This window comes from Massilia sp. METH4 (genome assembly GCF_037094685.1).
Taxonomy (GTDB): domain Bacteria; phylum Pseudomonadota; class Gammaproteobacteria; order Burkholderiales; family Burkholderiaceae_D; genus Rugamonas.
The window spans coordinates 2,559,944-2,583,207 of the sequence record NZ_CP146614.1 but is presented as its reverse complement, the minus strand read 5'-3'; the positions used below and the strand labels follow the sequence as shown (position 1 = coordinate 2,583,207).

Sequence of the window (23,264 nt, the reverse complement as noted above, 5' to 3'; positions counted from 1 at the left end):
AAGCCCAGGTACAAGGTCCCATCCATGATCGCACGCTACTACCAGGAACTGCTGAGTCACTTCACCCGCTTGGTCCAGGATCGGGACAGCGCGGCCGATATCGTCCAGGAAGCTTATGCCCGCGTGCTGGCGCAGCGCGACGACAAGCCGATCGCCCAGCCGCGCGCCCTGCTGTACCACACCGCCCGCAACCTGGTGATCGACCGCCACCGGCGCAGCGTGACGCGGGGCGAGGCCGACCTGGTCACGGACGCCAGCGAGGAAATGGCCAATCTCGCCGCACCACGGGCCTGGGAGCCCGAAACCGCGCTGGCGTCGGCACAGGCCGTGGACGCCCTGCTGCAAGCGATCGAGGACCTGCCCCTGCGCTGCCGGGAAGCGTTCATCGTGCACCGCTTCGACGGCCTGCCCCATGTCGAGGTGGCCGAGCGCATGGGCATCTCGCGCAAGATGGTGGAGCAGCACATCAAGGTCGCCATGGAAGCCTGCCGGCGCTGCAGGGCGCGGCTCGACGCAGGCGGCAGCGCGCCGGCCGCGCCGCGCCGGCATGGCTGACGGCCAGCCGCCTTCTCTACAGGGTTTTGTGCCCATCATGCGTCTTCCTTCAGGGGCGCTCTGCCGGGCACGCGCGGTGCGCGCCCGGCTGGCGCCGTTGTAGACTCCGGCCATGCCGCCTGTGCGCCAAGGCTGCGCCCGAATGAATAACGCCCAATCGAAAGTGAACATGTCCAAGGATTTACCGATGAGCCAGGCCGAGGCAGAAGCCCTCGACTGGTTCGTGCGACGCGCGGATGGACTGGCGGGCGCCGACGAGACCCGCTTCCAGCAATGGCTGGCGGCCGATCCAGGCCATGCGCGGGCCTATGCGCAATGGCAGCAGGATTGGCAGGGATTCGGTTCGCTGCCGGATGGCGCCGTGGAACGCCTGCGGCAAGGCCTGGGCCGGCCGCAACCCGCCACTACGCCCCCGCATCGCTCTTTCTCCAGCTGGCTTGCACTGCCGCGCACGATCGCCGTCGGCGCCGGCGTTGCGCTGCTGCTCGCATGCGGGCTGGCCGGAGCGATGTGGTGGCAACCGCTGTCCTCGGCCAGCCACGCTACCGCGCAGGGCGAGCGGCTCGACACGATGCTGGCGGACCAGAGCCGCCTGCAACTCGCGCCGGCCAGCCGCGCGCTGGTCCACATCTTCCGCACCCGCCGCGAAATCGAGCTGCCCGAGGGACAGGCGCGCTTCGAAATCAGCCGCGACCCGGCGCGGCCGCTCACCGTGATCGCCGGCGCCTTGCGCATCACGGTGGTCGGTACGCGGTTCAGCGTGCACCACGGCGCCCACGGCGGCGGGGTGCGCGTCGCCGTCGAGGAAGGCCATGTACGGGTATCGCCCAGGAACTGGTTCACCTCGGCCGCCGACACGGTCGACCTGCGTGCCGGGCAGGCCATCGGCAGCGATGCGCAGGGCGCGCTGGGCCCCGTATCGGCCGTTCGCGCGGCCGATCTCGCGCCGTGGCACGAACGGCGCACGAGCTTCGAGAATGCCACGCTTGGCGAAGTGCTGGCCGCATTCAGCCGCCATGGCGATACCGGCCTGACAGTACGGGACCCGTCGGTGGCCGCACTGCGCCTGACCGGCACGTTCGACCTGCTGCGGCCAGATACGTTCGCGCAACTGCTGCCGCAGGCGCTGCCGGTGCGGCTGGCAAAGGACCGCGGCATCACCGAGATCCTGGCCAGGTAAGCTCGCCCGCGAATCCGCCCGGGCGGGTCGTCGCGGGCGGACTATCCAGTCTTCGCAGCGCCCCGCCTGCCGCACGTCTCCCTCCCGCGTCCCCCTCCCCGTCTCCCTCCCGCTCTCCCTCCGGCATCTCCCCTCCGGCATCTCCGCCAGGATGCGCTTCCACGAGCCGCCAAAAAAAATGTGCTTGCCCACCTAGGGTATCGCAAGCGACATGCGTCTACATGAGAGTGATTCTCATTCACCACTTTCTTGGAGACATTTGCATGACCCGTTTTTGTTTGCACCCCGCCACGTTCGCATTGACCGCAGCCATGGTGTCCGCCGCGCCCGCTTTCGCACAGCCAGCCGCGGCACCCGCAGTGCCGATCGATGTTGCCGCCCAACCCCTTGCGCCAGCCTTGAATGAGCTGGCGCGCCAGGCCGGCCTCGAATTGATCGTGCAACCCGCGCTGGTCGCAGACAGGAACGCGCCCGCCGTCAGCGGCACGCTGACCGGGCAGCAGGCGCTCGACCGGCTGCTGGCCGGCAGTGGCCTGGTGGCCAGGGTCGACGGCCGCAGCGCCGTCGTTGGCGCCGCACAGACCACGGCGCCGGAACAGGCCATGGCGCCGGTCACCGTCACGGCCGCCGCGCACGAAACCGGCATCGGGGCCGCGAAGCACACGTCCTTCGCCAACAAGACCGACACGCCGGTCATCGAAACGCCGCAATCGGTATCGACCATCACACTGGACCAACTCGAGGTGCAAAAGCCGCGCAGTATCGGCGAGGCCCTGGGCTATACGCCCGGCACGTTCGCGGGCCTGGCCGGTTCCTCGAACCGCTATGACTACGTGGCCCTGCGCGGCTTCGCCGACAGCAGCGTGGACAGTACCCTGCTCGATGGCCAGCGCCTGCTGAGCGACCAGGGCAGCTATACGTCGATGCAGATCGACCCCTACTTCCTGGAGCGCATCGACGTGCTGCGCGGCCCTGCATCGGTGCTCTACGGCCGCGCGTCGCCGGGCGGCCTGGTGGCCCTGACCAGCAAGCAGGCGCAGTTCACGCCGCAGCACAGCATCCAGCTGACGGTGGGCAACCGCAACCGGCACGAGGCGGCGATCGACCTCACCGGGCCGCTGGGCGACAGCGGCACGATGGCGTACCGCGTGACGGCGCTGGCACGCGAGCTCGACTCGCAGTTCACCGGCGTGAAGGAAGAGCGGCTGGCGCTGGCGCCCTCGCTGACCATCCGCCCGTCGAAGGCCACGACCCTGCGCCTCTCCGCTTATTTGCAGCGCGACCCCGAGGGCAGCTACCACAGCGGGGTGCCGGCCAATGCGAGCGTCAGCACGACCCAGAACGGCGAGCAGATATCGCGCTACTTCTTCGACGGCGACCCCAGCGTGGAGAAGTACCGCCGCGACCAGCGCATCCTCGGCTGGCAGCTCGAACACGCATTCAACGATACGTGGACGTTCCGCCAGAACTTCCGCCACGTGGCCGCCGATACCACGCTGCGCCAGGTCTATGGCGACGGCTGGGCCGGCCCGCGCACGCTGGCGCGCTACTACTCGGGCGCCGAGGAATCGACCAGCGGCTACGCGATCGACAACCAGCTGGAAGGCCGCCTGCGGTCGGGCGCCGTGGCGCATACCGTGCTGGTCGGGGTCGACCACCAGAAGCGCCACGTGGACGGCCGCTGGGAATGGGGCAGCGCGCTGCCGATCGACGTGTTCGCGCCCGTGTACGGCGCGCCGGGCATGCAGGTGACGGGCGGCGCGGACATCGACCGCCACCTGAAGCAGAGCGGCGTATACCTGCAGGACCAGATGGCGCTGGGCCGCTGGCGCTTCACGCTGGGCGGGCGCGGCGACCGCGTCGAGGCTTCCAACCAGATGGCCCCCTCGGCACCGGCCCGCTGGAAAGGCGACAAGTTCACCAAGCGCGCCGGCGCGGTCTACCTGTTCGACAATGGCCTGGCGCCCTATGCCTCCTGGTCGGACGGCTTCAACCCGAGCCTGCGCAACGACCAGCAAGGTAACAACCTGCCGCCGACCGAGACCGAACAGGTCGAAGTGGGCATCCGCTACCAGCCCGCGGGCTCGGCCACGCTGCTGTCGGCGGCCTTGTATGAACTGGAGCAGACCAACGTCGCCACCCAGCCGACCGGCTTCTTCTACTTCGTGCCCGCCGGCGAGGTGCGCGCACGCGGGCTGGAACTGGAAGCGCGCTCGCAGCTGTCGGACAGCGTATCGCTCCAGGCCAGCTACACCTTCAACGACATGGAGTTCCAGGAATCGCCGGCCGGCTACAAGGGCAACACGCCTTACCAGGCGCCGCGCCACATGGCGTCGAGCTGGGTGGACTGGAACATCGCGCCCGGCTATTCGGCCGGCGCGGGCGTGCGCTACGTGGGCACCAGCTTCGGCAACAACGCCAACACGTTCAAGGTGCCTTCCTATGTGCTGGCCGACCTGACGCTGAACGTCGACCTGGGCCGGCTGGGCACGGCCTTCAAGGGCGCCAGCCTGCGGCTCTCGGCCAACAACCTGTTCGACAAGACCTATGTGGCTTCGTGCATGAGCGACAGCTACTGCTATTGGGGCGACGCGCGCAATGTGCGGGCGACGCTCGCTTATCAATGGTGACGGCCGGCCGTCGCCTTTCCTGAAACGTTGAAAACGGGGGTGTCATGAAAACAGACGTATACGACTTCATCGGAATCGGGCTCGGGCCCTTCAACCTGAGCCTTGCCTGCCTGGCGGAGCCCATCGAGGAACTGTCCGGCGTCTTCCTGGAGCGCAATGCCGAGTTTTGCTGGCACCCCGGCATGCTGATCGACCACACCACGCTGCAGAACCCGTTCCTGGCCGACCTGGTCAGCCTGGCCGACCCGTGCAGCCGCTACAGCTTCCTCAACTACTGCAAGGCGCAGGGCAATATCTATTCGTACTACTTCCGCGAGAGCTTCTACCTGACCCGCGCGGAATTCAACGAATACTGCCGCTGGGCGGCGGCGCAACTGTCCAACGTGCGCTTCGGGCACGAGGTGCGCGACATCGTGTACGACGCGCAGCTCGCCTGCTATGTCCTCAGGGGCGTCAGCACCACCGGCGACGGAGAGGTTCCCTTCGTGCTGCGCGCCCGCAAACTCGTGCTGGGCGTCGGGTCGCGCCCGGCCTTCCCCGCGTGCTGCCAGGAGGGCGGCAAGGACAGCGGCCACCGCTATTGCCACAGCGCCGACTACCTGCTGGCCAAGGAGTCGCTGCAGCGCAAGCGCTCCATCACCATCCTCGGCAGCGGGCAGAGCGCGGCCGAGATCTTCCACGACCTGCTGGCCGAGATCGATGCGCACGACTATTCGCTGACGTGGATCACCCGAGCGCCGCGCTTCTTCCAGATGGAAACCACCAAGCTGACGCTGGAGATGTTCTCGCCCGACTACATCGACTACTTCCACGCGCTCGACGAAACGCGCAAGGAACGCGTGGTCGGCGCGCAGGATTGCCTGTACAAGGGCGTCAACGCGAGCCTGATCAACCGCATCTACGATATGTTGGACGAACGGCGGCTGGCCGAACAGCGCGGGCAAGGCACGCAACGCGCGCGCCTGGTCACCAATTGCGAAATGCAGGGCTGCCGCTACGACGCGGCGTCGGACAGCTATGAAGTGGACCTGCGCCAGCTTGACCAGGGCGGCCGCTACCGGCACCGCTGCGAAGGCCTCGTGCTGGCGACGGGCTACCGGGAAAACATCCCGCCCTTCCTCGACGGCATCCGCCACCGCCTGCGTTTCGACGGCAAGGGGCGCTATGCACTGGCCCGCAACTACTCGGCCGACCTGCAAGGCAACGAGGTCTTCGTGCAGAACGCGGGGCAGCACAGCCACGGCGCCACCAACCAGGACCTGGGCATGAGCTGCTACCGCAATTCCTACATCCTGCGCGAGTTGACCGGCGTGGAGCACTACCGCATCGAACAGCGGGTGGCGCTGCAGGATTTCGCCATCCCGGCCGGCGCGGACTTCGTTCCCATGTAATGGAGAAGGCATGAACCTGAGGTTTTACGTGATCTCCATGACCGTGCTCGCGGTCATCAGCGACGCCATCCTGATCCCCTTTTATCCGCAGTTCTTCCTCGAGCGCTACGCCCTCGACAGCGCCGTGCACGTGGGCGCCTACGTGGCGGCGATCTCGATCGCCGTCATGTGCACGCTGCCGTTCTGGGCGCGCGTGGCCCGGCGCGTCGAGCCCCTGCACCTGCTGGTCTACACGCAATTCGCCGCCGGCGCCTTCAGCGTGCTGTCCAACTGGGCGCCCGGCATCGCCAGCTACTGGGTGGTGTCGATGCTGATGTTCATGTGCAAGAGCAGCTACCTGCTGATGTATCCGTACATGATGCGGCTCACGCCCAAGGAACAGCATGCGGGCACGATCGGCGTGCTGTCCGTGGTGGTGCACTTCGGCGCCATCTTCGGCGCCGTGGCCGGCGGCTTCGTGCTGCAGACCTGGGGCAGCACCGGCAGCATCTTCGCGATGGCGGCCGGCGACTGGTTCCAGATGGCCGTGTGCTTCTACCTGATCAGGAGCGGCAAGATCGTGCGCGTGAACAGCGGCGAACACGCCGTGCCGGCCGAAAAAAGGCAGCGCCTGCCGCTGCGCTCCTATGTGCCGATCCTGCGCCTGGCGCTGGTGATGCTGGTGTTCGATTTCAGCGCCTACCTGATCCGGCCATTCTTTTCCGTGCACTGGCAGCAGCTGACCGGCGACCCCAGCGAGGTGTCGGCCGGCATGGCTTTCGCCATCCCCGGCGTGATCGCGCTGGCCGCGCTGTGGGTGAACGCGCGCATCCGCGCCCGCGGCGGCGTGCTGCCCGACCACACGGTGGGCAACCTGCTGCTGGGCAGCGCCGGGCTGCTGCTGCACGCGGCACCCGACCCGATCCTGCTGGCGCTGGGTCGCGTGCTGTTCGGCTGGGCGCTGTTCCAGATCCTCGTCAAGCTCGAAGTGAACCTGTTCCGCCTGTCGACGCCGGAGCACTATGCGCACCACTACAGCATCACCAACTTCTTCCAGAACCTGGGCGTGCTGCTGTCCTCGTTCGCGGCCGGCGCCATCGTCGAACGTTTCGGCCTCGCCCTGCCCTTCGTGCTGGCGGCCGGCGGCTTCCTGCTCACCGCGCTGCTCGATCACGTGATCCTCAAGGTGCCGAGCGCCAGCCCGGCAGCCACCGCGACACCCGCCATGGAGGCACCCGGCCATGCGAGCTGACACCATCCACCGCCGCGCCGACGCGGCGCATGCTCCCTGGCGCGACGCGGCCGGGTTCACGTTCCGCCTGCTGCGCATACCGGACGATATCCCGATGCTGCATGCCTGGTTCACCGAGGAGCGCGCCGCCTTCTGGCTGATGCAGGACAAGACCGTGGACGAGGTGCGCCAGGCTTACCAGGCCATGATGGATTCCGGCCACGCCACCGCCTACATCGGCATGTACGCCGGCCGGCCGGCCTTCCTGGCCGAATGCTACGACCCGGCCCATGACCGCATCCGCAACTTCTACGCGGTGCGGCCCGGCGACCTGGGCATGCACATCTTCGTCGGCCCGGCGCGCGAACGCATTCCGGGCTTCACGCGCAGCGCCTTCCACGCGCTGATGCGCTTCATGTTCCACCACCTGGGCGCGCAGCGCATCGTCGTGGAGCCGGACGCGAACAACCACAAGGTGCATGCCTTGAACCGCTCGGCCGGCTTCGTCTACCTCGGCAACGTGCCCTTCTTTGAAAAAACCGCCAGTCTCGCCCTGTGTACCCGCCAAGACTTCGCCGCGGCCAGCGCCGCCAACCTCCAGGAAACCTGCTCATGAATATCGATATCGCCAACCACTTCACGCTACACCCCGCCGACGCCGCCGCCCACCTGACGCCCGCCGCCTGGGAGCAGGCCAACCGCCTGCTGCTGCGCAAGGCCATCGCCGAGTACGCGCATGAAATCATCATCGAACCCGAGTTCCTGCGCACGGGCGAAAGGGGGTTCTCGCACTACCAGGTATGGTCCGACGACGGCAAGGCGTGCTACCGCTTCGCGGCGCGCAAGCTGGCGCTGCGCCATTGGTTCATCCAGCCTGAATCGATCGAGAAGACGGTCGACGGCACGGCGCAGCCGCTCGACGCGCTGCAATTCATCATCGAATGCCGGCAGCGCCTGGGCATTCGCGACGACCTGCTGCCGATCTACCTCGATGAGATCAGCAGCACGCTGTCCGGCAGCGCCTTCAAGCGCATGAAGGCCGACGCGCCGGGCAGCGCCGCGCTGGCCGACTGCGACGACTTCCAGGTCATCGAAGTGGCCATGACGGAGGGGCACCCGGGCTTCGTGGCCAACAACGGCCGCCTCGGCTTCAATGCGATCGACTACCGTGCCTATGCGCCGGAAGCGGGCGCGGAGATCCGCGTCGTCTGGCTCGCCGTCGACCGGGCGCATGCCACGCCGTCGAGCATTTCCTCGCTCAGCTACGCGCAATTGCTGGAGGAGGAGCTGGGCCGGGAAACACTCGACCGCTTCACCGGCCAGCTCGTCGAACTGGGCCTCGATCCGGCCGACTACCACTTCATGCCGGCCCACCCCTGGCAATGGTTCAACAAGCTGGCGATCGCCTTCGCCGGTTATGTGGCACAGCGCAAGATCGTATGCCTGGGTTACGGCGACAGCCGCTACACCGCCCAGCAATCGATCCGCACCTTCTTCAACCATGGCGCGCGCGACAAGCGCTATGTGAAAACCTCGCTGTCGATCCTGAACATGGGCTTCATGCGCGGCCTGTCGCCCTATTACATGGATGGCACGCCGGCCATCAACGAATACATCAAGGGCCTGATCGAGGGCGACGCCTTCCTGAAGGAGAACGGCTTCACGATCCTCCAGGAAGTGGCCTCGATCGGCTTTCGCAACTTCTACTACGAAGCGGCGATTCCCGTCGACACGCCGTACAAGAAGCAGTTCTCCGCACTGTGGCGCGAGAGCCCGCTGCCGCACGTACGGCCCGGCGAACGGCTGATGACGATGGCGGCGCTGCTGCACGTCGATCGCGACGGCCACGCGCTGCTGCCCGAACTGATCCGCCGCTCCGGCCTCGACACGGCGAGCTGGCTGGGCGCCTACTTCAAGGCCTACCTCACGCCGCTGCTGCACTGCTTCTATGCTTATGAACTGACCTTCATGCCGCATGGCGAAAACCTGATCCTGGTGCTGGACGACTACGTGCCGGTGCGCGCGATCATGAAGGACATCGCCGAGGAGTGCGCAATCCTGAACCTGGAGGCGCGCGAGCACCTGCCGAAGAAGGTGGAGCGCCTGGCCGTGGACGTGCCGGACCACTTCAAGCTGCTGGGCATCTTCATCGACGTGTTCGACGGCGTGCTGCGCCACCTGAACCAGGTGCTGGTGGAACACGGCTGCTGCGAGGAAGACGATCTTTGGCGCGCCGTGGCCGATTGCGTGCATGCCTACCAGGACGCGCATCCCGAATACGCCGACCGCTACGCGCACTACGACATGTTCGTGCCGGAGTTCCTGCACTCCTGCCTGAACCGCCTGCAACTGGGCAACAATGTCCAGATGGTGAACCTGGCCGATCCCGCTTCCAGCCTGAAGATGGCCGGCAACCTGGAGAACCCGATCGCGCGCTTCCGCCGCCAGGCGGCGGGCGGTACCGAAGCGCCCGTGGGACTGGCGGCCTGAGCATGAACGCAAGGGCCGGCGATGTGCTGATGGTAGCCGACTACCCGTTTCCGGGGCGGGCCGATCCCGCGCCTGATCCACACCTCGCCCGCGTGTTCGGCATGGCGCAACGCGTCGCGCCGGGGCTGTGCGGCGAGCAGGACCCGGCCGCCCTGCCCGGTGCGATCGCGCTGGGCACGGCGCCCGACAACGGCGCCCTGGCCGCGCTCACCCGGCATTGGGCGCAAGGCTACCCGGAAGCCGGCCCGCACTACCTTGCGCTGCGCTGCTGGGGGCTGGCGATCTGGCAACCGGTCTACCTGCTGGTACTGGCCGCCCATCTCGATACCCATGTGCCGCGCCTGGCCGGCCTGGCGCAGCCGGTGGCCGGCGGGTTTCCGCGCGGCTTCCGCCTGCCGCCGCACGCCCCGATCCATGGCGACCTCGCCGCGCGCATGGGGCATGCCGCCGACGAGTTGCGCGCGTTCTGCCGGGACATGCGCGCGGCCCTGGCTCCCCTCGTCGCGCTGCACACGCGTGCGGCCGACGCCCTGCAAGCCGAATGCGTGCTGGGCGCCTTGCTGCTGGCGCACCGCCACGCGCCCGAACGTTTTCCCGGCACATTGGAAGCGACCAGCGAGCAATGGCTGGCGCGGCTCGGCATCGCCGGCGGCTGCGGCATGTTCGTCTACCGTGCGCGCGACGGCACGCCCGCCCATGCGCTCGACCGCCAGGTCTGCTGCCACTATTTCCGCCGCCGCGACGGCGAGAAATGCAGCACCTGCCCCAAGCTGCCCATCGCCACACGCATCGCCCTGCTGCAGGCCGATCCGCGGTAGCCGGGCTGTCCCATCGCGATCCTGTTCGCCGGTTACGCGCCGGCGCGGATCAACACGCCCCGGAGTTTCATATGAACGATATCGCAAGAGCGGCGCATGTCCTGCCCGGGCAGGCGCCTTTATCCGTCGACGCCTACTTCGACCCTGCCCTGTTCCAGCGCGAACAGGAGCTGATCTTCAGCCAGGCGGCGCGCTACGTGGGCCATGAACTGGCCGTGCCCAATCCGGGCGACTGGCGCCGGCTGGTGCACGAGGATGGCGGCCGGGTGCTGGTGCGCAACGGCCAGGGAGTGTCGCTGCTGTCGAACGTGTGCCGCCACCGCCAGGCGCTGATCCTGGGCGGCGAGGCCGGTAACGTCGCCGGCCCGGCCAATGCCAGCGGCAACCTCGGTGGCAGCGGCGGGCAGATCGTCTGCCCGCTGCACCGCTGGACCTACGACAACCGCGGCGAGCTGCTGGGCGCCCCGCAATTCGAACGCACGCCCTGCAAGAACCTGGAGCGCTTCCCGCTGCGCCGCTGCCACGGCTTGCTGTTCGAGGGCGCGCGCGATCCGCTGGCCGACCTGGGCGGCCTGTTCGCCCGCCCGGAATTCGATTTTTCCGATTACGTGCTGGACCACGTGGAAGTCCACCAGTGCAACTACAACTGGAAGACCTTCATCGAAGTCTACCTGGAGGATTACCACGTGGCGCCGTTCCATCCCGGCCTGGGCGGCTTCGTCGATTGCGAGGATCTCGCCTGGGAATTCGGCGACTGGCACAGCGTGCAAAGGGTGGGCGTGCACCAGGCCCTGGGGGCGCCCGGCTCGGACATCTACCGTGACTGGCACGATCGCCTGCTGGAGTATCGCACCGGCGTGGCGCCGGACTTCGGCGCGATCTGGGTCACCTACTTCCCCACCCACATGATCGAGCTGTATCCGCACGTGCTGGTATTGTCCACGCTGTACCCGCGCGGGCCGCAGGACACGCTCAACGTGGTGGAGTTCTACTACCCGGAGGAGATCGCCGCCTTCGAGCGCGAATTCGTCGAGGCGCAGCGCGCCGCCTATATCGAGACGGCCCGCGAGGACGACGAGATCGGCGAACGCATGGATGCCGGCCGCCTCGCGCTGCTGCGGCGCGGCGTGTCCGATACCGGACCGTACCAGACGCCGCTGGAAGACGGCATGCGGCATTTCCATGAGTGGTACCGGCGCACCATGGAAAACGAGGGATAGTTAGGGAGCTGCAAAGCTTTTCATCCTTGCCACTTCTGTGAGCAACTCGCAACAGCTCAGCAGTAAATGGATGACTTGCGATGCCGGGCAAGCTATGCTGTTGCCGATAGGAAATTCCAATCGGTACCATCGTGATCTTCAATGACATCGCGCACTGGCGCACCCAGATCTTCACCCCATTGCTCGCCAGCGTCACCATCCTCGGTGTGATCGTGGCGCTGCCGAGCATCGCCGTCACGCTGTATCACGGCCGCCCCGAAGTGGCGCTCGTCGATGCCGTCGCGCTGGCCTGGCTGCTGGTGATCGCGCGCCTGCGCCGGCTGCCTTACCGGGTGCGCGTCTACAACTTCCTGGCCATCCTGTATTTCGTGGGCCTGGCGATGATGCTCACGGTGGGTCCGATCAGCCAGGTCTACCTGCTCGCGCTGCCCGTGCTGGCGGCGGTGCTGCTCGGTTCCTGGCCGGCCTTGCTGTCGCTGGCCGTCACGAGTGCGACGATCGGCGTGCTGGCCATGACGGGTCACGCCAAGCTGTATGTATCGAGCATGCCCGGCCCGGCGCTCGCGCCTACGCTGGTGATCGTGCTGAACTACCTGTGCATCGGCCTGCTGCTGACGCTCACCTGCAACTTCATGCTGCAACGCCTGTCGCGCTCCCTGGCCGACCTGCGCACCTTCACGAGTTCCCTGGAAGAAGGCCGCAGCGCACTGCAGGCGGCCAACGCCGAGCTGCGGCTGACCGCAACGGCCGTGGCGCGCCTGAACGACATGGTAATGATCGCCAAGGCCAACCCGCAACCGAACGTGGAACAGCCGATCGTGTTCGTCAACGATGCGCTGCTGCGCCGCAGCGGCTACGCGCGCGAGGAAATACTGGGCAAGAGCATGCGCGTACTGCATGGGCCGGCGACCGACCAGAAAGAAGTGGCCCGCGTGGTACGGGCCATGCGCGAGCTGCAACCGGTATCGGCGGAGCTTGCCAATTACACCCGCGCCGGGGAATGCTATTGGGTCGAGATGGAGATGGTACCGTTCGCCGACGAGGATGGCGTGAACACGCACTGGGTGCTGGTCGGCCGCGACGTGACCGAGCGGCGCAAGACGGCCGACGCGATCCACCGGCTGGCGTTCTACGACGTGCTGACCGGCCTGCCGAACCGCCGCCTGCTGATGGACCGCGTGCAGCAGTTGCTCGATGCCGGCCCCGACGCGCCGCATGGCGCCGTGATGTTCATCGACCTCGATCATTTCAAGAACGTGAACGATGCGCGCGGCCATGCCACCGGCGACCTGCTGCTGTGTGCCGCCGGCCAGCGCCTGGCCCGGCTTGCCGGTCCGGGCGATACCGTGGCGCGGCTGGGCGGCGACGAATTCGTGGTGTTGCTGACCGGCCTGGGCGGCAGCGCGGACGACGCCGCGAATACCGCGCTGGCGATGGCTGCGCGCATTCGCGCGGCGTTCGCGCAACCGTTCGATATCGGCGGGCAGTCGTATCCGTCGTCGGCCAGCATCGGCGTGGCCCTGCTGCCGCGCGCCGGCCAGACCGTGGACGACCTGCTGCGCGAAGCCGACATTGCCATGTACCGCGCCAAGGCGGGGGGGCGCGACGGCGTGGCCCTGTTCGAGGACACGATGCGCGCCGAAGTGGAAAACCGCCTGACGATCGAACGGCACCTTGGCCAGGCGCTGGAAAACGGCGAGCTGCAGATGCACGTGCAATTGCAGGTGGACTGCGCCGCGCGCCCGGTCGGCGCCGAATTGCTGATGCGCTGGCGCCGCGCCGATGGCACGGCGGTACCGCCGGACGTGTTCATTCCCGCCGCCGAAGCCAGCGGCCTGATCGTCAAACTCGGCTACTGGGCGCTGCGCCAGGCTTGCCTGGCCTGGCTGCGCCTGGAAGCGGCCGGTCATGCGCTGCCCCTGTCGGTGAACGTCAGCCCGTCGCAATTTCGCGACCCGGACTTCGTGGCCCGCGTGCGCGCCATCCTGCTCGAAACGGGTGCGCCGGCCTCGCAACTGATCTTCGAAGTGACGGAGGGTCTGTTGATCGAGAACCTGGACGACACGATCGCGCGCATGCACGAGCTGGCGCAGCTGGGCATCCGCTTCTCCATCGACGATTTCGGCACCGGCTACTCGAACCTGGCCTACCTGAAGCGTATGCCGCTGTATGAATTGAAGATCGACCGCAGCTTCATCCACGACACGCCGGGCGATGCCAACGGCACGGCGATCGTGCAGTCGATCCTGGCGATGGCGGCCCACCTGGGCTTGCGCGTCGTGGCCGAAGGCGTGGAGACGCGCGACCAGGCGGCCTTCCTGGCCGCGCACGGCGGCCCCGGCATGCAGGGCTACCTGTTCGCCAGGCCGATGCCGCTGGCCGACATGCTGGCCCTGCTCGAACGCGGCGTGCGGGAAGAACAGACCGCCGCCTGAGGTCCTTCGGCCCTAGTGTGGCGAGTCAAAATTCGTTGAATAAATCCGACGAAAATCGCCCCAATACTGCGTTGAAAATGCACGAAAAGGCCCCGGCCTTACCGTGCATTTCCAGCGCCGACGCAGTGCCTCGGCTCTTGAGACGATTTCGTCAAATTTTTAATCAACGAATTTCTGACTCACCACACTAGTCCGCGCTCGTTCGCAGCGCGGACATCATCTCCCTCTCGAAATTGGACATTTCGTCAGCCGCGGCGAACAGGATCCGTTTCGCCTCTTCCGCCGTAAAGTCGAATCCGCTGCGCCTGCCCAGCTCAGCCATGCCGGCGTAATCGATGGCGCCATTGCTGAAATATTGCGCGATCTCGGCTTGAAGCGTACTCATGCGATTGACATGCTGGCGGAAATCCCGCGCGGCGGTGACAGACATTGCTTATCCTTGAAAAATATTGTTTTTATGAAATGTTTATGACCAACTTGCAACTATTTTAGTTGCAACCGGCCTCTGGCATCAATGGCTTTTCTCCGCCCCACCGCGCGTCGCATTGTACCGACACGTGATTCGCGGCTTGCCGTTGCCCAAGACAATTATCAACGCCACATGTCTGTAACTTCGGCGTCATCCGAATCTTACAAATTCACGAGCAGAACGCCACTGGTCCGGCGCCCCATTGCGATCAGATACTTGCACCGATACTTCGCACGAACGCACCCGCGAAGCGCACCGGGTCGTCGCGGTGCACTGCCACGGTGCTCACCCACAGCCGGCATACCCAAGAGGAACACCATGACTACCCCTGAACGAGAGGATGGTTGCCTGCTGATCATCGGCGGCGACGAGCAGCGCAAGTGCCGTGAACGGATACTGGCGCGCTTCGTCGAACTCGCCGGCGGCCCGGAGCGCAACTTCGTGCTGCTCACCAGCGCCAGCCAGGAACCCGAGGAGATGGCCCGCCCCTACCAGGAAGCGCTCGCGCGCCTGGGCGTGAAGCAGTGCGGCATCGTGCATACCGAGAGCCGCGAGCAGGCGAACGATCCGGTACTGGCCGATCGGCTATGCCACGCCGACGGCATCCTGATCACGGGCGGCGACCAGAAACGGCTGATGGCCGTCATCGGCGGCACCGCCGTCGACCGCGCGCTGCATGAAGCGCTCAAGCGCCGTTGCGCGTGCCTTGCGGGCACCAGCGCCGGCGCCTCGGCGATGGCGGGCCACATGCTGGCTTCCGGCTTCGCCGAATTCGCGCCCGAGAAAGGCGCCGCCGCGCTGGGCGCGGGCCTCGGCTTCGTGCAGCACATCATCATCGACCAGCATTTCTCGCAGCGCCACCGGATCAACCGGCTGCTTAGCCTCATCGCGCAAAACCCTTACCTGTATGGCCTGGGCATCGACGAGGACACCGCCCTGGTGGTCGAACGGGGCGTGGGCATCGAGGTGATCGGCGATGGCGGCGTGACCTTCATCGACGGCCGCAAGATGATCACGAATGCCGCCGATATCGGCGAGGGCGAGCAGGCCGAGTTGATCGGCATCGGGCTCCACGTGCTGCCGGCCGGCTCGGGCTACCTGCTGCCCGGCGCGCAACCATCGGCGCGGCTGGGACATGTCGGGCGCGAGGCGCCGTCTCCCATACAAGAATTCATCAGCAATCTGACCAAAAGGAACCCGCTATCATGAACATCATCGAGCAAAGGCTGCTGCGCGGCCGTAACCTGTATTCGCACCATCCCTGCCTGCTGACGGTGCTGGATACGGGGGACCTGAAGGACGCCCGCACCGATGTGCTGCCGGGTTTCACCGAACGGCTGCTGGCCCTGCTGCCGTCGCTGTACGAGCACCGCTGCTCGGTCGGCAAGTACGCCGGCTTCGTGCAGACGCTGCAATCGGGCACCAACCTCGCCCACGTGGTGGAACACGTCACGCTGGCCCTGCAATGCCTGGCCGGCACCACCGTCAACACCGGGCGCACGCATGACGCGGGCGGCGGCAAGTACCGCGTGGTGTGTGCCTACGAGCTGGAGCAGGTGGTGACGGAAGCGTTCGACTCCGCCGTGGCGCTGGTGACTTCGCTGGCGCGCGGCGACGTGTTCCCGCTGGCCGAGACCGTGGCAGCCCTGCGCGAGACGGCCGAAGACCATGCGATCGGCACCAGCACGGGCGCGATCGTCAATGCCGCCAAGGCGCGCGGCATTCCCGTGCTGCGCCTCACCGAGGAAGCGAACCTGTTCCTGCTGGGCTGGGGCGCGCGCCAGAAGCGCCTGCAAGCCACCATCACGGCCGACACGGGCCACATCGCGGTGGGCATCGCCAGCGACAAGCAATTGACCAAGGCGCTGCTGCAGGAAGCGGGCGTGCCAGTGCCGGAAGGCGTGACCGTGCGCACGCTGGAACAGGCGCAGCGCGCCTTCCGCCGCCTGGGCTGCACCGTGACGGTGAAGCCGCTCGACGGCAATCATGGCCGCGGCGTGACGACCCGCTGCAACACCCCGGACGAGCTGGCCGTCGCCTTCGAACGCGCGCGCCAGCACGGCCGCCGCGTGATCGTGGAGCGCTTCATCACCGGTCACGACTACCGCGTGCTAGTGGCCGACGGCCGCGTGGCCGCTGCCGCGCTGCGCCGCCCTCCCTCCGTCGCCGGCGATGGCGTGTCGACGGTGCGCGAGCTGGTGGAAGAGGAAAACCGCAACCCGGCGCGCGGCGAAGGGCATACCAATATCCTCACGAAGATTCCGCTGGACGGGCATGCCGAAACGGTGCTAGCCGAACAGGGCCTGACCTTCGACAGCATTCCCGCCGCGGGCGTGGCCGTGCAATTGCGCGGCAATGCCAACCTGTCCACCGGCGGCACCGCCGAGGACGTGACGGACCTGCTGCCGCCGCGGACGCGCGCGCTGTGCGTGCGCGCCGCGCAAAAGATCGGGCTGGACGTGGCGGGGCTAGACATCGTGTGCAACGACATCGCCCAGCCGCTGGAGGAACAGGGTGGCGCTATCATCGAAGTCAATGCCGCGCCCGGTATCCGCATGCACCAGTACCCGAGCGCCGGCACGCCGCGCAATGCCGGCGAGGCGATCGTGGACGGCATGTTCGGCAAGGGCGATGGCCGCATCCCCGTCATTGCCGTGACCGGTACCAACGGCAAGACGACGACCACGCTGATGCTCGAGCACAGCATCCGCCAGACCGGCCTGCGCACCGGCTGCACCACGACCGAGGGCGTGTTCATCGACGGCACCTGCATCCGCAAGGGCGACTGCGCCGGCTACTGGTCGGCGCGCACCGTGCTGACCGATCCGAACGTGGACTTCGCCGTGCTGGAAACGGCGCGCGGCGGCATCCTCAAGCGCGGCCTCGCCTTCGACCGCTGCGACGTGGCGGTGGTGCTGAACGTGTCGGATGACCACCTGGGCCTGAACGGCGTGAACACGCTGGACGACCTGGCCCGCGTGAAGGCGGTAGTGGCCAAGGCCGCCTCCCGCGCCGTGGTGCTCAACGCCCAGGATCCGTACTGCGCGGCGATGGCGAACGAGCTCGATGAACAGGTCGAGCGGCTGTATTTCAGCTGCGACCCGGACAATGCCCTGCTGCTGCGTCACCTCGAAAGCGGCGGCCGCGCGGCCTACCTGCAGGACGGCGCGCTGATCCTCGCCGACGGCACGCGCCGCCACCGCATCCTGTGGGCGGAAGAAATGCCTTCCGCCCTGGATGGCTGCGCGCGCCACAACATCGCCAACGCGCTCGCCGCCGGTGCCGCGATGATGGCGGCCGGCCTGGAGATCGGCCAGATCGCCGACGGGCTTGCGTCGTTCGTCTCCGACAATGTGGGCAACCCACTGCGCGCCAACGTATACGACGTGCGAGGCGTGAAGGTGGTGGTGGACTACGCCCACAACCCGGCCGCCTACGCGGCGCTGGGTGCGACCGCGCGCAGCATGAGCGCACGGCGCACCGTGGCCGTGATCACGGCGCCGGGCGACCGCCGCGACGAGGACTTGCAGCAGGTCGGCGAGACCTGCGGGGAGGCGTTCGACGAGGTGATCGTCTACGAATCGCCGTCGGAACACCGCGGCCGCCGGCCGGGCGAACGGGCGGCGCTGATGGCCGCCGGCGCGATCCGCTTCTCCACCGCCGTGCACCTGGAACTCGCTTCCGACGCCGCGCTGCGGCTGGCCCTCACCCGTTGCCAGCCGGGCGACGTGATGCTGTTCGCCACCGGGACTTCGGTCGCGGAGCTGGTCGATGCGCTGCGCGACTTCGATCCGGCGAGCGCCCAGAGCATCGCCGCGGCCGCGGCGGGCGGCTGACCGACGGCATCGCTGGCAACGGCACACGGCAGAGCAAAAGCCGTGTTCCGCTGCTACCAGCTAAATGGGGACAGACCCCATTTTTCGGGAAACATTTCCTGAAAAATGGGGTACGTCCCCATTTTTCAGGCAACTTTTTACCGCAGGTCGCTGGCCAGCCTTGGCGACGACAACAACTGCTTGAACGCCGCCCACCGCTGCGCCCGCGCCTGTTGCGGGTCGGTGGCGGTAACCTGCCGCTCGACCCAGGCCTTCACGAGATCCTTGCCCAGGTTGTAGTTGATCACGTAGCCGCGCAGGCCGTCGTAGAACTGCACGCGCTGGCCGGCCTTCTCGGGCGGGTACAGCGCCACGTTCACGAGCCACTCGATCGCCTGCTCGCGCGTGAAGCGGCCTTCCAGGTAGTGCATCGCATTGTCGTTGTCCGCGTAGGACAGCTGCGCCAGCAGCTTTTGCAGCTCGGCGTACTTGCCGGCCAGGCTGGGATCGAGGCCGGCCAGCGGGTACAGCACATCGCGCTCGAAGGCGAGCCGCTCCGCTTCCGGGAACGCCATCTCGATGCCATAGTTGGCACTGCCCTCGGCGATCAGCGACATGGGCGAATACAAGGGGTAGACGCTGAACTCGACCCAGTTGCGCTCTTTCACCAGGTGCTGCTCCAGCAGCGCGTTGTAGACGTGGTGGCCCGGGTAGCCCTCGTGGCAGCCCAGGTCCACGGCCCGCTCGATATAGATCGGGAACTCGGTATTAATCTGGATCAGGCTGTGGGCGTCGCCCTTGTACCAGTTGTAGCCGGACCACGGCTTGCCGGTCACGAATTCCAGCACGAAGCTTTCGTTCTTCGGCAGCGCGAGGTGCGGCGCGGTGCGCTCGCGGCAAGCGGCGATCGCCGCGTCGAACACGGGTTTCAGCCTGTCCCTCGGGATGGCGAAGCGGGCACGGTAGGCCTGCATGCGCTGCGGCAGCGGGCCCTCGCCCGGTACCAGCGCGTCGATCTTCTTCAGCAACGCTTCGTAATATGCACGGTCGTGGTGCGGGCTGACGGCATCGTACAGCAGCGCGGTTTCCTCGTCGAAGCGGAACTTCTTCCCCTCCAGCATATCGACCCGTGCAGTCAAAGCCTGCAGCTGCTTGCGCAGGAAGGCCAGGCGCAGCGCCTCGTCCGGGTTCGCCGCCCCCTTGCCGGCCAGGTCGCCGATCGCCGCCCGCGCGTCGAGGCGGATCGCGGCCAGGCTGCGCTTTTCCTTTTCCGCCTGGGCCTGCAGCGCCGGCGGGCCGTAATACGCGTCCACGTAGCTGGCGTCGTGCTGGCCCACCGCCAGCACCAGCTTGCGGTAGCGTTCCGCCACGTCCTGCACGGAAGCGGCCAGCGCCCCTCCGGCCACGATCATCGCCAGTCCCCCGGCCACCAGTTTCTTCATATGCCCGCCCCCGTTCCTGAAAGCGGCGAGTTTAGGGGAGACGCCTGCTCCGTGTAAACTTCCGCGGGCCGCACGTTGAGCTGGGTGGGGAAGGCGATGTCGATGCCCCGCTCGGCCAGCCCGCGCAGCACGCCGAGCAAGACCTCCTGGTTGGTGTCCATGAACACGAAATAGTCGTCCGTCTTGATCCAGTAGACGACCTCGTACTCGATGGCCCATTGGCCCAGGTTGCGCAGGTGCGCCCGCTCGAACGACGCGGTGGCTTCCTGGGCTTCGATGATTTCCTTCACCATCTGCGGCACGGCGGCGAGCTTGTCCGGCGAGGTGCCGTAGCGCACCCGGATCATGAATGCCGCGCGCCGGGCGAACATGCGGGTCTGGTTGGCGATGCGCGACTTGAGCATGTCGCCATTGGAGAAGATCACCTGGTCGCCGCCCAGCCCACGCAGGCGCGTGGTCTTCAGACCGATGTATTCCACGGTGCCGAGATACTCGCCGACGATGATGAAGTCGCCCACGACAAAGGGCTTGTCCAGCACGATCGACAGCGATGCCAAAAGGTCGCCAAGGATGTTCTGCACCGCGAGGGCGACGGCGATGCCCCCGATACCAAGGCTCGCCACGAGCGTGGTGATGTTGAAGCCCAGGTTATCGAGGATCATCAGGACGAACACGACCCAGACGATCAGGCGCAGGATGAAATCGATGATGGCCGTCGACGCCACGCCCGCCGTGCTGTCGGGGAGCCCGCCGATGGCGGCCTGCCGGTAGCGCCGCCGCCACACGCGCACGCCTGTGTCGGCCCACACCGCGGCTTGCAGCAGCATGGCGGTGACGGCGATGCGCCACAGCAAAACCTCGTACTTCTTGGAGAAATCGAGCATCAGCGAGCCCAGATACAGCGCCAGGATCACGATGAAGATGCTGTAGGTGTTGCGCATCATGCGCAGGAACCAGTCGTCCACCCGCGTCTCCGTGCGCTCGGCCACCTGGGACAACCGGTGGATGAGGAAGGTGCGCAGCAGAATCATCACGGCGGCGGCGGCGAAGGCCACGGCCAGCGCAGTCGCCCATTCCTGGATCGGATTGCCCCACAAGACGTATCGCATGCACTCTCCTTTTTCGCTCGCGAAAGTGTACCGAAATGGGCGGTGGCGAGTGCGCACACAAGGACCGGCTGGCCGGCCACCGAGGCCGGTCTCGGCAGCCTGTTCAGTGACGCCCGGCAATACGGCGACAGCGTTTTGATTTTTTCGCCATACTTTGCCGCTCGTTCGACTAGCTCACCGACTATATGAAAAAAGATGACGCAATCCAGACCCGGGGGATCGAGCTTTGGGGCGGACTGGAAGGTACGGTCAACCGCGTGCGCGATCAATATTTCAGCCAGATGGACCAGAACGGTCATGGCGAGCGGATCAGCGACCTGGACCGCTTTGCGGCGCTGGGCATCACCGCGATCCGCTACCCCGTGCTATGGGAGCTGACCGCTCCCGACGGCGTGGAAACCGCCAACTGGTCATGGGCCGATGAGCGCCTGCCGGCGCTGCGCGATCTCGGTGTGACACCGATCGTGGGCCTGGTGCACCACGGCAGCGGCCCCCGCCATACCAGCCTCGTCGACCCGGAATTTGGCCCCAAGCTGGCCGAGTACGCCGGCGCGGTGGCGCGGCGCTTCCCCTGGGTCGAGTATTACACTCCCGTCAACGAACCTTGCACCACGGCCCGCTTTGCCGGCCTGTATGGTGTGTGGTACCCGCACGGCCGCGACGACCTCACCTTCCTGCAGGCGCTGATCAACCAGTGCAAGGGCGTGGTGCTGTCGATGCGGGCGATCCGCGAAGTCAACCCGAACGCCAAGCTGGTGCAGACCGACGACCTGGGCAAGACCTACAGTACGCCGGAAATGGCCGAATGGGCGGACTTCTACAATGAGCGCCGCTGGCTGGCGTGGGACCTGCTGTGCGGCATGGTCGATGAAGACCACGAGCTGTTCAAGTATTTCCTCAAGAGCGGCATCAGCGCGGAGGAAGTGCTGTGGTTCCGCGACAACCCCTGCCCGCCGGACGTGATGGGCCTGAACTACTACGTGACGAGCGAACGCTGGCTCGACCACCGGGGCGAGCGCTATCCGGCCCAGTACGTGGGCCCGCACGGCTTCGCCGACATCGAGACGGCGCGCGCCCTGGCCACGCCCACACCGGGTATCGGCCCCCTGCTGGAAGAAACGTGGGAGCGCTACGGCCTGCCGATGGCGGTGACGGAAGCGCACATCGACGCCAACCGCGAAGACCAGCTGCGCTGGCTGCTGGAGGTGTGGAATGCCGCGCACGACGTGCGCCGCAAGGGGGCGGACATGCGCGCCGTCACCGTATGGTCGCTGCTCGGCTCCTATGACTGGAATTGCCTGGTGACGGAATGCCGCGGCTATTACGAGAACGGCGCCTACGACCTGCGCTCGCCCGAGCCGCGCCCCACGGCGCTGGCGCGCCTGATGCGCGAACTGGCGAGCGGCCGCGCGCCCTCCTCGCCCGTGCTGCAAGGCCTGGGCTGGTGGCGCCGGCCCGGCCGCTTCCTGTGCCCGCCGGTGGCCACCAGCGCCACCGTGGCCGCGCTGCCGGCCGAACGCCACCAGGCCAACCGCCCCGTGCAGCCCATCCTGATCAGCGGCGCCACCGGCACGCTGGGCAGCGCCTTCGCCCGCATCTGCGAGGAGCGCAACCTGGCCTTCAAGGTGCTCACGCGGCAGGAAATGGATATCGCCGATCCCGCCTCGGTGGAAGCGGCGATCCGCCAGCACCGACCATGGGCGATCATCAACGCCGGCGGCTACGTGCGCGTGCACGATGCCGAGCAGGAGAGCGACCGCTGCCTGCGCGAGAATGCGCACGGCCCGGTGGTGCTGGCCAACGCCTGCGCGCGCCACGATATCCGCCTGCTGACCTTCTCCAGCGACCTCGTGTTCGACGGTTCGAAGGGCACGGCGTACGTGGAAAGCGACCCGGTGGCGCCGCTGAACGTGTATGGCCAGAGCAAGGCCGAGGCGGAACGCCGCGTGCTGGCGGTGAACCCCGACGTGCTGATGGTGCGCACCAGCGCCTTCTTCGGCCCGTGGGACCGCCACAACTTCGTCACGCTGGCGTTGCAGGCATTGCAGGAAGGCCGCAGCTTCACCGCCGCGAGCGACCTGGTGGTATCGCCCACCTACGTGCCCGACCTGGTGCAGACCTGCCTGGACCTGTTGATCGACGACGAGTGCGGCATCTGGCACCTGTCCAACGGCGAGGCCGTGTCGTGGGCCGACCTGGCGCGGCGCGTCTGCGCGCTGGCGGGGCTGGATGAATCGCTGGTCGACGCGCAGCCGGCCACCGCTCTGGAAGGCCAGGCGCCGCAGCCGCGCTACTCGGCCTTAAGCAGCGAACGGGGCAACCTGATGCCCACGCTGGACGATGCGCTGCAACGCTACCTGAAGGCGGTGGAGGAAGTACGCCGCGAGGGCGATACGCATGTCGGCGCAGCCCAGGCGGCGCATTACGGCAGCAGCTGATCGCACCGGCGCGCCACGTCGGCGCACCAACGAAAAACGCCCGGCTGGATTCCAGCCGGGCG

The 23,264-nt window shown here is 67.0% G+C and carries 16 protein-coding genes; 13 read left to right on the top strand and 3 right to left on the bottom strand.

All coding sequences use genetic code 11. The features are described from left to right. Positions 1 to 24: 24 nt before the first annotated feature. From V6Z91_RS11420 to V6Z91_RS11375, 10 genes are all read left to right on the top strand, one after another. Positions 25 to 555, top strand: coding sequence for a sigma-70 family RNA polymerase sigma factor (locus tag V6Z91_RS11420; protein ID WP_338770467.1), 531 nt, complete (start codon positions 25 to 27; stop codon positions 553 to 555). Between the two features lie 169 nt (positions 556 to 724). Beyond that, positions 725 to 1,735 (top strand): FecR domain-containing protein, encoded by a 1,011-nt coding sequence (locus V6Z91_RS11415; protein WP_338770466.1) that lies wholly within the window; start codon positions 725 to 727, stop codon positions 1,733 to 1,735. A 263-nt stretch (positions 1,736 to 1,998) separates the two neighbouring features. Continuing rightward, positions 1,999 to 4,365, top strand: coding sequence for a TonB-dependent siderophore receptor (locus tag V6Z91_RS11410; protein ID WP_338770465.1), 2,367 nt, complete (start codon positions 1,999 to 2,001; stop codon positions 4,363 to 4,365). A gap of 44 nt (positions 4,366 to 4,409) precedes the next feature. After that, complete coding sequence (locus tag V6Z91_RS11405; protein WP_338770464.1) at positions 4,410 to 5,756, top strand: SidA/IucD/PvdA family monooxygenase; 1,347 nt, start codon at positions 4,410 to 4,412, stop codon at positions 5,754 to 5,756. A gap of 10 nt (positions 5,757 to 5,766) precedes the next feature. Beyond that, on the top strand, positions 5,767 to 6,987 hold the full coding sequence (locus V6Z91_RS11400) for an MFS transporter (protein WP_338770462.1): 1,221 nt from the start codon (positions 5,767 to 5,769) through the stop codon (positions 6,985 to 6,987). Further along, complete coding sequence (locus tag V6Z91_RS11395; protein ID WP_338770461.1) at positions 6,977 to 7,582, top strand: GNAT family N-acetyltransferase; 606 nt, start codon at positions 6,977 to 6,979, stop codon at positions 7,580 to 7,582. Before V6Z91_RS11400 ends, V6Z91_RS11395 begins: the two co-directional genes overlap by 11 nt. Further along, positions 7,579 to 9,456 (top strand): IucA/IucC family siderophore biosynthesis protein, encoded by a 1,878-nt coding sequence (locus tag V6Z91_RS11390; protein WP_338770460.1) that lies wholly within the window; start codon positions 7,579 to 7,581, stop codon positions 9,454 to 9,456. Before V6Z91_RS11395 ends, V6Z91_RS11390 begins: the two co-directional genes overlap by 4 nt. A gap of 2 nt (positions 9,457 to 9,458) precedes the next feature. Beyond that, positions 9,459 to 10,274 carry a siderophore ferric iron reductase gene (locus tag V6Z91_RS11385; RefSeq protein WP_338770459.1) on the top strand — a complete coding sequence of 272 codons (816 nt, stop codon included), beginning with the start codon at positions 9,459 to 9,461 and terminating at the stop codon, positions 10,272 to 10,274. Between the two features lie 71 nt (positions 10,275 to 10,345). Next, positions 10,346 to 11,494, top strand: a complete 1,149-nt coding sequence (locus V6Z91_RS11380) for an aromatic ring-hydroxylating dioxygenase subunit alpha (RefSeq protein WP_338770457.1) — start codon at positions 10,346 to 10,348, stop codon at positions 11,492 to 11,494. Positions 11,495 to 11,625: 131 nt separating this feature from the next. Beyond that, positions 11,626 to 13,929, top strand: coding sequence for an EAL domain-containing protein (locus V6Z91_RS11375; protein WP_338770455.1), 2,304 nt, complete (start codon positions 11,626 to 11,628; stop codon positions 13,927 to 13,929). Between the two features lie 187 nt (positions 13,930 to 14,116). On the opposite strand, the gene V6Z91_RS11370 is transcribed toward V6Z91_RS11375, so the two are convergent. Continuing rightward, the gene (locus V6Z91_RS11370; protein WP_338770454.1) at positions 14,117 to 14,359 is read right to left on the bottom strand and encodes a hypothetical protein; all 243 of its coding nucleotides are present in this window, start codon (positions 14,357 to 14,359) and stop codon (positions 14,117 to 14,119) included. Positions 14,360 to 14,716: 357 nt separating this feature from the next. Here V6Z91_RS11370 and V6Z91_RS11365 point away from each other — a divergent pair, with 357 nt between their 5' ends. Continuing rightward, positions 14,717 to 15,607, top strand: a complete 891-nt coding sequence (locus tag V6Z91_RS11365; RefSeq protein ID WP_338770453.1) for a cyanophycinase — start codon at positions 14,717 to 14,719, stop codon at positions 15,605 to 15,607. Beyond that, positions 15,604 to 18,234, top strand: coding sequence for a cyanophycin synthetase (cphA, locus tag V6Z91_RS11360; protein WP_338770452.1), 2,631 nt, complete (start codon positions 15,604 to 15,606; stop codon positions 18,232 to 18,234). The genes V6Z91_RS11365 and cphA overlap by 4 nt, the downstream gene beginning before the upstream one ends. A gap of 137 nt (positions 18,235 to 18,371) precedes the next feature. Here the strand turns inward: cphA and V6Z91_RS11355 are convergent, their stop codons facing one another. Beyond that, on the bottom strand, positions 18,372 to 19,655 hold the full coding sequence (locus V6Z91_RS11355) for a hypothetical protein (RefSeq protein ID WP_338770451.1): 1,284 nt from the start codon (positions 19,653 to 19,655) through the stop codon (positions 18,372 to 18,374). Then, positions 19,652 to 20,764, bottom strand: a complete 1,113-nt coding sequence (locus V6Z91_RS11350) for a mechanosensitive ion channel family protein (RefSeq protein ID WP_338770450.1) — start codon at positions 20,762 to 20,764, stop codon at positions 19,652 to 19,654. The genes V6Z91_RS11355 and V6Z91_RS11350 overlap by 4 nt, the downstream gene beginning before the upstream one ends. Before the next feature lie 185 nt (positions 20,765 to 20,949). Here V6Z91_RS11350 and V6Z91_RS11345 point away from each other — a divergent pair, with 185 nt between their 5' ends. Then, positions 20,950 to 23,202, top strand: coding sequence for a family 1 glycosylhydrolase (locus V6Z91_RS11345; RefSeq protein ID WP_338770448.1), 2,253 nt, complete (start codon positions 20,950 to 20,952; stop codon positions 23,200 to 23,202). The last annotated feature ends 62 nt before the right edge of the window (positions 23,203 to 23,264 follow it).